This window comes from Nonomuraea sp. NPDC001699, assembly GCF_053596455.1.
Window position 1 is genome coordinate 84,315 of sequence record NZ_JBSFGF010000001.1, and the last position, 14,052, is coordinate 98,366.

Genomic DNA, 14,052 nt, shown 5'->3' on the forward strand with positions numbered 1-14,052 from the left:
TCGTCCTGACATGGTGGTCCGGTGAGCTGGAGCACGCGCGCGCTCGACGCGCTGGCCGCCGGGCCCCCCACCAGGCTGATCGACTTCCCCGTCCGGGTCCCGGGCGTGCGCCTGCTGCTGAAGGACGAGTCCGGCCAGCCGACGGGCAGCCTGCGGCACCGGCACGCCAGGGCCCTGTTCCGGCAGGCGGTGCTCGACGGCCTGGTCACCGAGGGCACCACCGTGGTCGAGGCCACCGGCGGCAACGCGGCGGTCGCGCAGGCGTGGTTCGCCCGGCGGCTCGGCCTGCCCTACGTCGTGGTCATGCCGGGCCGGCACGACCCGGCGCGGGCCCGCGCGGTGGAGGCGCTGGGCGGCGAGTGCCGGTTCGTCACGCCGCCCCTGGCCATCTACGACGCGGCCAGGCGGATCGGCGGCCACTTCCTCGACCAGTTCGGCCGGGCCGCGCCGCACGACCTGGCCGAGGAGCTGTTCGCCCAGGTCCGTCCCGACTGGGTGGTGACGGGCGCGGGCACCGGCGCGACCTCGGCCACGCTGGGGGCCGTGGCCGGGCGGTTCGGCTGCCGGGTGGCCGTCGCCGATCCCGACAACTCCGCGTACTTCCCGGGCTGGACGCTCGACGTGCCCGACTACGCCACCGGCATGCCCTCGCGGATCGAGGGCGTCGGCCGTCCGCGCGTGGAGCCGGGGTTCCGGCCCGACCTGGTCGATCTGGTGGTGCCGGTGCCCGACGCGGCGAGCGTGGCGGGGGCCCGGCTCATCAGGGAGGTCACCGGGCTGCCGGTGGGCGGCTCGTCCGGCACCGCGCTGTGGGCCGCGCTCGACCTGGCCGCGCGCATGCGGGCCAGGGGCGAGACCGGCACGGTCGTCTCGCTGGTGGGCGACGCGGCCGACCGGCACCTGGTGACGTACCACGACGACGCCTGGGCCGCCGCCAAGGGCCTCGACGTCGCCGCACGCCTCACCGAGCTGCGGAAGCGGGTCTGATCCAGCCCTCCAGCCCCGCCAGGAAGTCCTCGAACAGGTGGCGGTGGATCGTGTGCTCGGCCCCCGTGACCACGCGCACCTCGAACCCCTTGCCCCGCAACTCCTCCTGGAACGCCGGCGGCACCAGGAGACTCGGGTCGGCCACCTGCACCAGCGACGGCACGACAGGCGCGGGCGTGAAGTCCATGCCGGACGCCTCGACGAGCGACAGCGCCGACCCGCGGTCCCAGCGTGCGAGCATCTCGACCTCGACCGCCACCTCCTCGGCCGAGAAGCCGGGGTGCAGAGCGGCGATCAGCTCGCCGGTCTCGTCGGTGAACTCCGCCATCGACTCCAGGGCGCCGCTCTCCGGCGTCGGCAGGCGGAAGGCCGGATCGGAGTAGATCGCCCGTACGGGCATGAGCCGTTCGACGGCGAGGCCGAGCGTGAGACCGCCGAGCGAGTGCCCGATGGCCAGCTCGGGGTGCGCGGGCACCGACTCCGCCAGCGACGAGGCGAACAGCTCGGGCGGATAGGCGTCGGCGCGGGGGCTCTCGCCGTGGCCGGGCAGATCGACGGCGATGACCCGGTAGCCGCGCGCGGCCAGCTCGGGGCCCACCCGCCACCAGCATCGCGAGTCGGCCATGATGCCGTGGACGAGGACGGCCAGGCGGTCGCCCGAGCCCCATTCACGAGTGTGCAGCTTCATGCGGCAGCCTCTCCAGATTATACGTATAAGCAGTTGATACCATCCACCCCGTGAACACGACAAGGGGGGACCGCCCGCCGACCAGCGTCGACGTGGCCAGGGCCGCGGGAGTCTCACAGGCCACGGTCTCCTACGTGCTCACCGACAACCCCCACGCCCGCGTGAGCGAGGAGACCCGCAGGCGGGTCCGCGACGCCGCCGCCCGGCTGGGCTACGTGCCCGACGCCGCCGCCCGCACGCTGCGTACGGGCCGCAGCGGCATCGTGCTCATGCCGCTGTCGCGGGCCAGGGTGGGCCGGCTGGCGCAGCAGGTGTTCGACGAGCTGGAGGAGGAGTTCAGGGCCCGCGGCTACACCCTCGTCCAGTACGGCGAGCGCACCCTCAAGGGTGTGGCGGCGGCCAGGAGCTGGCTCGCCCTGCGGCCCTCGGCCGTCATCGTCGAGGCCGCGCGGCTGACCAGGCCCGCCGTGGACCTGTTGCACGCCTCGGGCGTCCGGGCCGTCGTCGGCCTGTCCGACCAGCCCTCGCCCCTGGTGCCGGCCGTGGTGTTCGACCACCGGGCCCTCGGTGCCGCGGCCGCCCGCCACCTGGTCGAACGGGGGAGCCGGCGGCTGGCGGCCGTCGTGCCCCGGGAGGAGGGCGTCGACGCCATGGGACGGGCCCGGCTGGCGGGGGTGCGGGAGGTCGTTCCCGGGGCCGCGCGCATCGACCTGGCCTTCTCCGAGGAGGAGGCGGGGCGGATCGTCCGCGCGGGCGACCTGCCCGACGGCGTCTTCGCCTACAACGACGAGTACGCGATGTTGCTGATCAGCGCGTTGCAGGACGCCGGTCTGCGGGTCCCCGAGGACGTCGCCGTCGTCGGCGCCGACGACCTGCCGATCTGCACGCTCATGCGGCCCCGGCTGACCAGCGTGCACTTCGACGCCACCGCGAGCCCGGCCGACCTGGCGGGCGAGATCGACCAGATCGTCCGAGGAGAGCGGCCGTCCGTGGCCGGCGAGGTCGTCGCCCGGTTCGCGCCCCGGCTGGTGATCAGGGCCAGCGCCTGAGGCGCGTAACGAGTTGGACGCGCGTCTTGTCAGCCCTTCCCGTGCGACCTACAGTCCAGAGCAATCGTCGGTGATACGTATCATCACTGCTCGGAAAGGTCCCCCCATGGCTGAAGTTCTGAGCGGCGCGCACAGGGACACCCGGCGTCTCGGGCCGCTCCACCTGACGCTTCCGCTGGCCAACGTCGCCGTCATGTTCCTGTGGATGAGCGTGGGCGCGTTCGTCCTGCCCGTGCACGTGCAGCGCATCACCGGCGTCAACGACGTGGCCGCGCTGGGCCTGGCCAACTCGATCGGCCCGCTCATGGCCACCCTCGCCAACCCCGTCTTCGGCCAGATCTCCGACCGGACCAGGTCACGCTTCGGCCGCCGCTCGCCGTGGATACTCGGTTGCGTCCTGCTCGGCGTGCTCGCCCTGTTCGCGCAGGCCAACGCGGGCAGCGTGCTCATGCTCGGCATCAGCTGGGCGGGCGTGCAGACCATCATGAACGGCTACCAGGCCGCCATGACCGCGATCCTGCCCGACCGGGTCCCGCCGAGCCGGTACGGCACCTACTCCGGCCTGTTCGGGCTCGGCACGCCGCTGGCCACCATCGCTGCGTCGATCATGTTCGTCGTGTTCCCGCAGTTGGCCGCCGGCGGGGCGTACTACGTGGCGATGGTGCTGCTGCTGGTCGCGGCGGTGCTGGTCGTGGTCGCGACGCCGGACACGTCCTCGGTGGGGATGGCGCGCGAGCCGTTCGGCCTGAGGGCGTTCCTGGCCGGGTTCGTACGCCCGCTGAAGAGCCCGGACTTCACCTGGGCCTTCGTGTCCCGCTTCGGCGTCATGCTCGGATATTTCGTCATCTTCACCTTCAACCTCTTCCTCCTTGAGGACTTCATCAAGATCCCCAAGGGCGAGGTGATCGCCACGATGGGCCTGCTGATGCTCATCGGCCAGGCCGCCACGCTGCTCGCGGTGCTCGTGATCGGCCCCATCTCCGACCGCCTCGGCCGCTTCCGGCTGTTCGCGCTCGTCGCCGGACTGTCCTCGGCGGTGTTCCTGGGCATCCCGCTGGTGATGCCGACGTTCGAGGGCATGATCGTCTACAACGTCGCGCACGGCATCGCGTTCGGCGTCTACCTGGCCGTGGACATGGCCCTGGTGACGAAGGTGCTGCCGGACCCCGACGACGCGGGCAAGGACATGGGCGTCATCAACATCGCCAACGCCGGGCCGCAGATCCTGGCGCCCGCCCTCGCCGCCGTCGTGGTGGGGACGGGCGGCTACCCGGCGCTGTTCGTCGTGGGCATCGTGATCTCGCTGGTCGGCTCCGTCGGGGTCCTCAGGATCAGGGCCGTGCGCTAGCGTCGGCGACATGACAGAACTTGACCCCAGATTGCGCGCGATCACCGACTTGATGGTGTCCGAGGCGCGCGAAGGGGGCGGCAGGCACGAGTACGACGGCCAGATCCAGGACCTGTCTCCCGAGGGCGTACGGGCCGGTCTGGAGCGCCTGGGCAAGGGCGAGGCGCCGGCCGACCCGCACGACGCCGAGCACCTGCAGATCTTCGAGGAGACCATGCGCGCCCAGCTCGGCGAGCTGGAGCTGCACCGCAGGAACCCGCTGATCCACCTGTCCAACCTCGACCTGGCCTGCTACGACCGCGACTACGGCCCCGAGGCCGAGCGCGCCGCCGCCAAGGCCGCCCACCTGGCGCAGTGGCCGGCCGCCGTGGACGCCGCGATCGCCTCGCTCGACCAGGTCGCGGCGCCGGTCGCCACGTCCCTGCTGGGCGCGGTGAAGGGCCTGGCCGCGGGCATCACCGACGAGGCCGCGATCGAGGCCCACGGCAGGCTCGTGGCCCACGTCGCGCGGGCCGCCGCCGAGGGCGACCCCGACGCGGCGCTCGGCGGCGCGGCCCTGGTCAAGCTCATGAGCAGCGCCGAGGGCCTGCCGGTCGACCTGGGCAGGCTGGCCGAGCGCGCCGACGCCGAACGCGACCGGCTCATGGGGCTGCTCGCCGAGTCCTGCGCGAAGCTCGGACGCTCCGAACCGCCCCTCGACGTCGTACGCGAGCTGGTCAAGGACCACCCCGACGCCGACGGCGTGATCGAGGCGGCCAGGATCGGCACCGAACAGGCCATCGCCTTCACCCGCGAGAAGGACCTCGTGCCCTACCACGACGGCGAGTGCCTGGTCGGGCTGGCGCCGGAGTCGCGCCGCTGGGCCATGGCCATGATGGCGTGGAACTCGCCGGGCGAGCCCGAAGGGCCCTCCTGGTACCACATCACCCCGCCGGACGCGTCCTGGAGCGAGCGCGACCAGGAGGAGTGGCTGGAGGTCTTCAGCGCCACCACGCTGCCCGCCATCAACGTGCACGAGGTGGCCCCCGGCCACTTCTCGCACGCCCGCGCGCTGCGCCGGGCCCCCTCGGACGTGCGGCGGCTGCTGCAGTCGATGGCCTTCGTTGAAGGCTGGGCGCATTACGCCGAGGAGTTGTGCGTCGAGGAGGGCTTCGCGCCCGACGACCCGCGCTTCGAGATCGGCGTCTGGGTGGAGGCCCTGATCCGGGTCACCCGGCTGGCCTGCGCGATCGGCGTGCACACCGGGCAGATGACGGTCGAGGAGGGCGCCAGGCGCTTCGAGTCCGACACCCACCTGGCCGGTCCCGCCGCGCTGTCGGAGGCCCGCCGTGCCTCCTTCGACCCGACGTACGGCCGCTACACCTGGGGCAAGCTGCTCATCCTCGACCTGCGTGAGCAGGCACGCGAGCAGTGGGGAGCGGGCTTCACGCTCCAGCGCTTCCACAAGGCGCTGTTCGACCTCGGCTCGCCGCCCCTGGGTTTGCTCGGCGCGATCCTGTAGCGTCGGGGGGACCGAGCGAGCGCTAGGGAGGTTCAGGCGGTGCGTGAACTGTCCGGCAAGGTCGCGGTGGTGACGGGCGCGGCCAGCGGCATCGGCAGGGCCCTGGCCGTCCGGTTCGCCGCCGAGGGCATGGCGTTGATGCTGGCCGACGTCGACCCCGGCGGGCTGGCCGGGACTGCCGCGCTCGCGGAGAAGGCGTCCGCCGGGCCGGGCGAGGTGCTCACGCAGGTCACCGACGTCTCCGACGCGGCCGCCGTGCGGCACCTGGCCGACCGGAGCTTCGGCGAGCTGGGCGCGGTGCACGTGCTGTGCAACAACGCCGGCGTCTACCAGGGCGGTCACATGTGGACCAGGACCGCCGAGGACTTCGCCTGGCTGCTCGGCGTGAACCTGTGGGGCGTGCTGCACGGCGTGCACGCGTTCGTGCCGCGCATGATCCGGCAGGACACCGAGGGGCACGTCGTCAACACCGTGTCCGTGGCCGGGCTGCTCGCCGCGCCGGGCGCGGGCGGCTACGCGATCACCAAGTACGCCGCGCTGGCCGCCTCCCAGTCGCTCGCCCAGGACCTCGCCACCGTGGGCTCCAAGCTCCGCGTGACCGCGCTCTGCCCCGGCGCGGTCCGGACGCGGATCGACGACTCCGACCGCTCCCGCCCGGCCGACCTGGTCACCACCCCGACGGACGACGAGTCGGCCGCCCGCGAGGCCGTCGCGGCGGCCATGGCGCGCGGCGTCGAGCCCGCCGAGGTCGCCGCCCTCGTCGTCCGGGCCATCCACGAGGAACGATTCCTCGTGCTGACCCACCCCGAGTTCGGCGACCGCCTGCGCAGGCAGACCGAGCTCCTGCTGGCCGGCGACCTGCCCGGCGCTACCAGCGGCGCTCGTGGACCAGCACGCTCACCACGCTCCCACGCCGGGGATTGACCAGCAGCCGGACGAAGTCGCCCGGCAGCACGTCCTGGTAGAACCGCTCCTTGGCCCGGTAGGCCGGCGCCCGCTCCGAGGTGCCGTCGTGCACCGCCACGTAACAGGTGCGCGAGGAGGTCAGGTCGTCGCCGTGCTCGGTCACGATCCAGCGCTTGACCACCCGGCCCTCGACCTCCTGCCGCTTGGCCGCGCCGCCGTCGCGGGGCGCGGGCTCGACCAGGACGCCGCGCCACCCGTCGCCGGTGAAGATCCACTCCTGTCGCGGGTCCACCGGCGCGGGCTCGGGCCCGGCGACCTCGCGGCCGAGTGGCGTCAGCAGGAAGCCGCGCCCGCCGAGCAGCAGCGCGGTCCCGGCCACGAACGCCCCCGCCGTGGCGATCCAGCCGGGCCACGACACGCCCGCCTGGGAGATGGTGACGTACCAGGGGACGGCGAGCGCGGCGGCCAGCAGCAGCGGCACGAGCATGCTCTGCCAGCGCCGCCGGGCCAGCCCGAGGTCGATGGCGCTCTGCCGCACCAGCGGCACGAACTCGGCGTCGAGGTCGCCGCTGTCCGGCATCACGGCGACGACCGGCGCCTGCGGCGCTCCCGCCAGCCGCGCGGCAATCCGGTCGAGCACCCACCGCTCGTACGGCCACAACTGCCCCTCGCCGTTCGCGGAGAGCGTGAGCCGGTCGCCCCGGATCGTCAGGAACCCGCGCCTGGCCAGGTCGAAGACCGTGGCGTGGAAGACCTCGCCGGCGCGCAGCCCGCGTAAGAGCTCGACGACGGACGGCGGCGCCTGGGGAGCAGGGACGGGAGGGGGAGAGGCGGCCCGGCGCGTCGTCAACCCGAACGCGGCGGCCAGCGCGGCGGCCCACACGGCCCACGCCAAGGCCGGCCAGACAAGATCCACCGTTCTGTGTTAGCACGAGTGCGGGTGTGAGGCCAGGCGTAATACCCGAGGCCGATACAATGAAGGCACCGCATTTCGCCTTTGGGGGGTTCTCACGGTGTCTGAATTCGACACAGTGCTGGTGGTCGACTTCGGCGCACAGTACGCGCAGCTCATCGCCAGGCGGGTGCGCGAGTGCCACGTCTACTCCGAGATCGTGCCCTCGACGATGCCCGTCGAGGAGATGATGGCCAAGAAGCCCAAGGCGATCATCCTGTCCGGCGGCCCGTCCTCGGTCTACGCCGAAGGCGCGCCGCCCGTGCCGCACGGCCTGTTCTCGACCGGCGTGCCCACGTTCGGCATCTGTTACGGCTTCCAGGCCATGGCCCAGGCGCTGGGCGGCGAGGTCGCCCGCACGGGCGTCGCCGAATACGGCGGCACCGCGCTCCAGGTGCTCGACGAGGGCGTCATCTTCCAGGGGCTGCCCGCCGCGCAGACGGTCTGGATGTCCCACGGCGACAGCGTGGCCGCGGCCCCCGAGGGCTTCGCGGTGACCGCGTCCACGAGCGAGACGCCGGTCGCCGCCTTCGAGCACCCCGAGCGCGGCCTCTACGGCGTGCAGTTCCACCCCGAGGTGCTCCACTCCGAGCACGGTCAGGCCGTGCTCAAGCACTTCCTCGACGCGGCCGGCTGCCGTCCGTCCTGGACGATGCTCAACATCGTCGAAGACTCCGTCGAGTCCGTGCGCCGCCAGGTCGGCGACGGCCGGGCCATCTGCGCGCTGTCGGGCGGCGTCGACTCCGCGGTGGCCGCCGCGATCGTCCAGCGGGCCATCGGCGACCGGCTCACCTGCGTCTTCGTCGACCACGGGCTGCTGCGCAAGGGCGAGGCCGAGCAGGTCGAGCGCGACTTCGTGGCCGTCACGGGCGTCAAGCTGCGCGTCGTCGACGCCTCAGAGCGCTTCCTGAAGGCGCTGGAGGGCGTCACCGACCCGGAGGAGAAGCGGAAGATCATCGGCCGCGAGTTCATCCGCGTCTTCGAGGACGAGCAGCGCGCCATCATGGCCGACGGCCCGGTCGACTTCCTGGTCCAGGGCACCCTCTACCCCGACGTCGTCGAGTCCGGCGGCGGCACGGGCACCGCCAACATCAAGTCCCACCACAACGTCGGCGGCCTGCCGGAAGACCTCCAGTTCAAGCTGGTCGAGCCGCTGCGCGCGCTGTTCAAGGACGAGGTCCGCAGGGCCGGCGAAGAGCTGGGCCTGCCGCCCGCCATGGTCTGGCGGCAGCCGTTCCCGGGCCCGGGGCTCGGCATCCGCATCGTGGGCGAGGTCACCCGCGACCGCCTGGCGCTGCTGCGCGAGGCCGACGCCATCGCCCGCGAAGAGCTCTCCCGCGCCGGCCTCGACCGGCAGATCTGGCAGTGCCCGGTGGTGCTGCTGGCCGACGTGCGTTCGGTGGGCGTGCAGGGCGACGGCCGCACCTACGGCCACCCGGTCGTGCTGCGGCCCGTGACGTCCGAGGACGCGATGACGGCCGACTGGGCGCGGGTGCCCTACGACGTCCTGTCGCGCATCTCCACCCGCATCACCAACGAGGTACGCGAGGTCAACCGGGTGGTCGTTGACGTGACGAGCAAGCCCCCGGGCACCATCGAGTGGGAGTGACGCCGTTGTGCTGACGGTCCGGGCCGGCTTCGGTCCGGACCGTTCGCATGTCCGGCCATGAGCGGTTAATGCAGGTCAGAGCATTGGTTATGGTGGAAAGAGGTCGATTCGCCGTGCCCGCCGGATCCTGGCCCGTGACGATTGCTCAGCCCGTGGACGCATACCGGAAAGTTTTCTGGGAAAAGTCGGTGAGTTTGGGCCAAATCTTGGCCGGAGTGGGCAGTGGGGCACCTGAGGCGTCGATTCGCTAGAGCTCGGTGCCGGTGACGAAGGGTGCAATTGCCAACATGGCCCATGCGAGTGAGGATGACCGGCAGCCGTTGGTGTTGCTCGTGGAGGACGATCCGCAGGATGCGCTGATCGTCCAGGCGCTGCTGGAGGACAGCGGCCTCGCCGTGCGGCTGGAGTGGGCGCGCTCGGTCGACGAGGCGCGCAGGGCGCTGGCCCGGCTGCGTCCCCAGTGCGTGCTGCTCGACCTCGGCCTGCCCGACTCCTACGAGTTCTCCGCGTTGTCGTCGGTGCTGGAGGAGGCCGGGGACGCCGCCGTCGTTGTGCTGACCGGCCTGGCCGAAGAGGGCGCGGGCCTCGCCGCGGTGACCGCCGGAGCCCAGGACTACCTGGTCAAAGGCCGGGTCGAGGCCGAATGGCTGGGCCGCACCCTGCGCTACGCCATCCAGCGCAAGCAGGCCGAGCAGGCGGCCGTGGCGCTGCACACCGAGCGCATGCGGGCCAAGGAGAACGCCCGCCTGGAGCGCGGCCTGCTGCCGTCGCCGCTGCTGCAGCAGATGCCGCTGGAGGTCGCCTCCCGCTACCGGGCCAGCCGCGGGTCGTCCACGCTGGGCGGCGACTTCTTCGACGTCGTCGAGACCGACGACAAGGTCGTGCACGCGGTGATCGGCGACGTGTGCGGCCACGGACCCGATGAGGCCGCGCTCGGCGTCTGCCTGCGCATCGCCTGGCGCGCGCTGGTGCTCAACGGCGTGACCGGCGTCCCCCTGCTGCGCCAGCTCGAACGCATCCTCCTGGCCGAACGGGCCGGCTCGGAGATCTTCGTCACGATGTCCACCGTCGTCCTGGAGCCCGACCGGCACACCATGCGCGTCTGGCGCGCCGGGCATCCCGGCCTGCTGCTGCACACGGCCGACTCGGTGCTCCTCGCCGACCCCCGCCAGGGGCCCGCGCTCGGCCTGCCCATCGAGGCCGATTGGGAGGAGGACCTGCTGGAGCTGCCCGAGGGCGGCGGCGTGACGCTCTACACCGACGGCCTCTTCGAGCGACGGCTGCCGGGGGAGGCGCCGCGCTGGCTGGGCGAGGAGGGCCTGCTGGAGCTGTCCCACCGGTGGACCGGCCTCGGCAGCGAGGCCCTGCTCGACGCGATCCTCGCCGACGTCGAGGCGGCCTCCGTCCACGACGCGACGGCCGACGACGTCGCCGTCGTGCACCTGCGCTGGAAAGACGAATCGTGAGCGGACAGGCGTCCGCTCCGGAGAGGCGGGCCGTGCAGAAGGTTTCCCGTACGCGGGCGGATGAGCAGGGCTGGCGGCGGCTGACCGTGCACGGCTGGTTCGTGCTGATGATCGCGGCCGTGTCGGTCCTGGTGGTCACCTGCGTCGTGGTCGCCACCGTGATGCTCGACCGCACCGCCCGGCTGTCGGACCAGGTCATCCTGCGCATCTCGCCGGCCAGGATCGAGGCCGCCCAGTTGCGCAGCACGCTCATCGACCAGGAGACCGGCGTACGCGGCTTCCTGCTGACCGGCAACGAGGACTTTCTTGAGCCGTACACGGCGGGCGTGGAGGCCGAGCGGCGCAGCCGCGAACGCATCGCCGCGCTCATCGGCGACCGTCCGGAGCTGAAGGGCGAGCTGCAGGCCGTCAGCGACACGGCGGCCGCCTGGCGGCGCGACTACGCCGAGCCGCTCACCGCCGACAAGCGGGCCGACGGCGTCATCTCCGCGAGCCGCATCGAGAGCGGCAAGCACGCCTTCGACGAGATCAGGGCGCTGCTCGACCGGCAGGACGACCGGCTGGCCAAGACCCGCCAGCGCGCCCAGGAGGAGCTGGCGCGGGTCGAGCAGGTGCGCAACCTGGCCTTCGTCATCATGCTGATCCTGTTCCTGCTGGCCGGCGTCGCGATGGCGGTCCTGCTGCGGCGGGCGATCGGCCGTCCGCTCGACGAGCTGCGCGAAGCCGCCCGCGACATCGCCGGCGGCGACTTCGACCGGGTCATCCCCGTCAGCGGGCCGGCCGACATCCGCGAGGTCGCGCGGGACGTGGAGTCGATGCGCACGAAGATCGTCTTCGCCCTCGACGAGTCCCGCAAGCAGCACGTCCTGCTGCGCGAGCAGGCGGCGGGCCTCGACGCCCAGGCCGAGGAGCTGCGGCGGTCGAACGCCGAGCTGGAGCAGTTCGCCTACGTCGCCTCCCACGACCTCCAGGAGCCGCTGCGCAAGATCGCCACGTTCTGCCAGCTGCTCCAGAAGCGCTACGGCGACGTGCTCGACGAGCGCGGCGTCCAGTACATCCACTTCGCCGTCGACGGCGCCACCCGCATGCAGGTCCTGATCAACGACCTGCTCACCTTCTCCCGCGTCGGCCGCCTGTACGACGACCGCAAGCCGGTCGAGCTGGAGGAGTCGCTCGACAAGGCACTGGTGGACCTGTCGACGGTGATCGAGGAGACCGGCGCCGAGATCGAGCGGCCCGACCCGCTGCCGAACGTGATCGGCGACCCCACGATGCTCGGCATGCTCTGGCAGAACCTCGTCGGCAACGCGCTGAAGTTCCGCGCCCCCGGCCGCGCACCCCGCGTCCGGATCACCTGCGAGCAGCGGGAGAAGGAGTGGCTGTTCTCGGTCACCGACAACGGCATCGGCGTGGACGCCGAGTTCGCCGATAAGATCTTCGTCATCTTCCAGCGCCTGCACAGCCGGGAGGCGTACAGCGGCACCGGCATCGGCCTGGCGATGTGCAAGAAGATCGTGGAGAACCACGGCGGTACGATCTGGCTCGACACCGGCCACACCGAGGGAGCCCGGATCAGCTTCACCCTGCCCGCCGTCACCGACGAAGGAGCACCCGAATGACCGTCCAGCCCATCGAAGTGCTCCTGGTGGAGGACGATCCCGGTGACGAGCTCATCACCCGCGAGGCGTTCGAGGACAACAAGATCCGCAACAACCTCCACGTCGTGCGCGACGGCCTGGAGGCGCTCGACTTCATCTACCAGCGCGGTGCGCACGTCGGCGCGCCCCGGCCCGACCTCGTCCTGCTCGACCTCAACCTGCCCAAGTACGACGGGCGGCAGGTGCTGGAGAAGATCAAGGGCGATCCGGAGCTGCGGGCGATCCCGGTCGTCGTCCTGACCACCTCCTCGGCCGAGGAGGACATCCTGCGCAGCTACAAGCTGTTCGCCAACGCGTACGTGACCAAGCCCGTGGACCTGGAGCAGTTCATGGCCGTCATCCGGCAGATCGACGAGTTCTTCGTCACCGTGGTGCGGCTGCCCGGCCGTACCCGGCTGCCCGACGGCCAGGATCTGGCCTAGCCGCCTTCCGCGGCGGGCGTGGCCCGGCGGCGCAGCGCCCGCCACGCCCACCTGGCCGCGGCGAGCAGCAGTCGTCCGACGCTCCCGACGAGCAGCGGCACCAGCAGCAGCCCGACGAAGATCGGCGTGGCCATGTACCGGAAGTCCTGCGCCGAGATGTTGGCCAGCACGGCGAGCTGCTGCCCGGCCACGACCGCCGCCACCCCGAGCACATAGCGGTTGCGCAGGGCCAGCGCCCCGAGCGCCACCGCCGCGTACGACAGGTAGGCCCACGACGCCCCCCGCCACAACACCCAGTCCCACTCCGGGGCCAGTGCCCCCGTCAGCCACGGCTCGGCCACCTGGTTCAGCTCGGCCGACAGCGGCCGGAGCGAGAACACCCCACGACCGGCGAAGTCCGGCACCTTGCCGGGCCCCACGTACGTGTCGGCGGTGGGCCGCCGGGAGAACCGGTACGTCATCCCGCCCACCACGAACGGGTCCTGCACCGGGCTCCACGCGATCGCCCCCCGGCACAACCGGGCGTCGACGATCATCCCGGGCTCGCTGGTCAGCAGCCGTTTCCACAGGTCGAGCAGCTCGGTCGCGTGCGCGTCGGCGGCCTGCCAGCTGAAGTCGCGGCGCCAGATGAGCAGGTTGACCGTGGCGCAGGTGCCGCCCTCCCACCACCTGGTGAGCGGCGCGACCGAGGTCATGAGCGCCTTGTCCCGCTCGGTGAACAGCTCAGGACGCTCCCTGAACGCCACCGCCACGTCGGCGAAGGCCGTGTGGTAGACGTACGTGCTGGACGGCGGCGTGATGCCGAACCGCGGGAACAGCAGGTTGGTGAGCAGCAGCGGCACGGCGGCCGCCACCGTGCCGACGAGCGCGAGGCGTACCCGTCGCGTGGCGACGACCACCAGCAGGACGACGACGGCGATGCCCACGACGAGGAAGCCGTTCGCGCGGAAGAGCCCCAGCAGCGTCATGAGCACGCCGAGCCCGGCCAGGGAGACCCGCCGGCGCGCGGCCATGCGCGCGCAGACCCCCGCGATCATGATCGCGCAGATCGTGAACGGCACGTCCTTCCACAGCGTGACCGTGAACGCCCCGACCGTCGGCGTCACCGGCGCCAGCACCGCCACCAGCGTCGTGGCCCACCGCGGCGCCCCCGACGCCCCGAGCGACCGCGCCAGATAGGTCAGCGCCCCCGCCATCGCCGTGGTCTGGGCGAACGAGACCGCCCCGAGGTCACCGGTCTTGGTGAAGCTCAGCCACAGCAGCGCGTCGTAGGCCACCGAATGATCGCTCATCCACGGCCCGACGACCGTGTGGCTGAGATAGAGCACCGAGTCGCGGCTGAACAGCCCGGGGTAGAAGGCCGCCCACCAGCAGGCGAGCACCGCCTGGATGATCAGGAAGGTCGCGAGCGCGCCCCACGGCCTGGGACGCGCTACGGCACCGACACTCTCCATGGCTCCAGCACT

Annotated in this window: 12 protein-coding genes; 9 read left to right on the plus strand and 3 right to left on the minus strand. The window is 72.1% G+C overall.

Annotated features, from left to right (window positions below):
• Positions 1–21: 21 nt before the first annotated feature.
• Entirely contained in the window at positions 22–987 is a 966-nt protein-coding gene (locus ACWCSU_RS00475) for a PLP-dependent cysteine synthase family protein (protein ID WP_449932569.1), read from the plus strand.
• Here ACWCSU_RS00475 and ACWCSU_RS00480 read toward each other — a convergent pair.
• Positions 962–1,675 (minus strand): alpha/beta fold hydrolase, encoded by a 714-nt coding sequence (locus tag ACWCSU_RS00480; RefSeq protein ID WP_364085909.1) that lies wholly within the window; start codon positions 1,673–1,675, stop codon positions 962–964. The genes ACWCSU_RS00475 and ACWCSU_RS00480 overlap by 26 nt on opposite strands.
• A 50-nt stretch (positions 1,676–1,725) precedes the next feature.
• Between ACWCSU_RS00480 and ACWCSU_RS00485 the strand changes: the two genes are divergently transcribed.
• The 4 genes from ACWCSU_RS00485 (at position 1,726) to ACWCSU_RS00500 (ending at position 6,497) form a co-directional block, all read left to right on the plus strand.
• Complete coding sequence (locus tag ACWCSU_RS00485; protein ID WP_449932571.1) at positions 1,726–2,724, plus strand: LacI family DNA-binding transcriptional regulator; 999 nt, start codon at positions 1,726–1,728, stop codon at positions 2,722–2,724.
• 106 nt (positions 2,725–2,830) lie between these two features.
• Positions 2,831–4,072: an MFS transporter gene (locus tag ACWCSU_RS00490; protein ID WP_449932573.1), complete on the plus strand. Its 1,242-nt coding sequence runs from the start codon at positions 2,831–2,833 to the stop codon at positions 4,070–4,072.
• Positions 4,073–4,082: 10 nt separating this feature from the next.
• A complete protein-coding gene (locus tag ACWCSU_RS00495) occupies positions 4,083–5,573 on the plus strand; it encodes a DUF885 family protein (RefSeq protein WP_357705850.1) in 1,491 nt (496 codons plus the stop codon).
• A gap of 39 nt (positions 5,574–5,612) precedes the next feature.
• Positions 5,613–6,497, plus strand: a complete 885-nt coding sequence (locus tag ACWCSU_RS00500; protein ID WP_357705849.1) for an SDR family NAD(P)-dependent oxidoreductase — start codon at positions 5,613–5,615, stop codon at positions 6,495–6,497.
• Here ACWCSU_RS00500 and ACWCSU_RS00505 read toward each other — a convergent pair.
• A complete protein-coding gene (locus ACWCSU_RS00505; protein WP_449932576.1) occupies positions 6,442–7,395 on the minus strand; it encodes a hypothetical protein in 954 nt (317 codons plus the stop codon). The two genes, ACWCSU_RS00500 and ACWCSU_RS00505, sit on opposite strands and share 56 nt — an antisense overlap.
• A gap of 97 nt (positions 7,396–7,492) precedes the next feature.
• Between ACWCSU_RS00505 and guaA the strand changes: the two genes are divergently transcribed.
• The 4 genes from guaA to ACWCSU_RS00525 all read left to right on the plus strand — a co-directional run bounded on the left by guaA (position 7,493) and on the right by ACWCSU_RS00525 (position 12,586).
• Complete coding sequence (gene guaA / locus ACWCSU_RS00510; RefSeq protein ID WP_449932578.1) at positions 7,493–9,040, plus strand: glutamine-hydrolyzing GMP synthase; 1,548 nt, start codon at positions 7,493–7,495, stop codon at positions 9,038–9,040.
• 287 nt (positions 9,041–9,327) lie between these two features.
• Positions 9,328–10,506, plus strand: a complete 1,179-nt coding sequence (locus tag ACWCSU_RS00515) for a PP2C family protein-serine/threonine phosphatase (protein WP_357705846.1) — start codon at positions 9,328–9,330, stop codon at positions 10,504–10,506.
• A 32-nt stretch (positions 10,507–10,538) separates the two neighbouring features.
• On the plus strand, positions 10,539–12,125 hold the full coding sequence (locus ACWCSU_RS00520) for a sensor histidine kinase (RefSeq protein WP_449932581.1): 1,587 nt from the start codon (positions 10,539–10,541) through the stop codon (positions 12,123–12,125).
• Positions 12,122–12,586 carry a response regulator gene (locus ACWCSU_RS00525; RefSeq protein WP_357705844.1) on the plus strand — a complete coding sequence of 155 codons (465 nt, stop codon included), beginning with the start codon at positions 12,122–12,124 and terminating at the stop codon, positions 12,584–12,586. Before ACWCSU_RS00520 ends, ACWCSU_RS00525 begins: the two co-directional genes overlap by 4 nt.
• Here ACWCSU_RS00525 and ACWCSU_RS00530 read toward each other — a convergent pair.
• The gene (locus ACWCSU_RS00530) at positions 12,583–14,040 is read right to left on the minus strand and encodes a hypothetical protein (RefSeq protein ID WP_449932583.1); all 1,458 of its coding nucleotides are present in this window, start codon (positions 14,038–14,040) and stop codon (positions 12,583–12,585) included. The two genes, ACWCSU_RS00525 and ACWCSU_RS00530, sit on opposite strands and share 4 nt — an antisense overlap.
• Positions 14,041–14,052 lie beyond the last annotated feature (12 nt).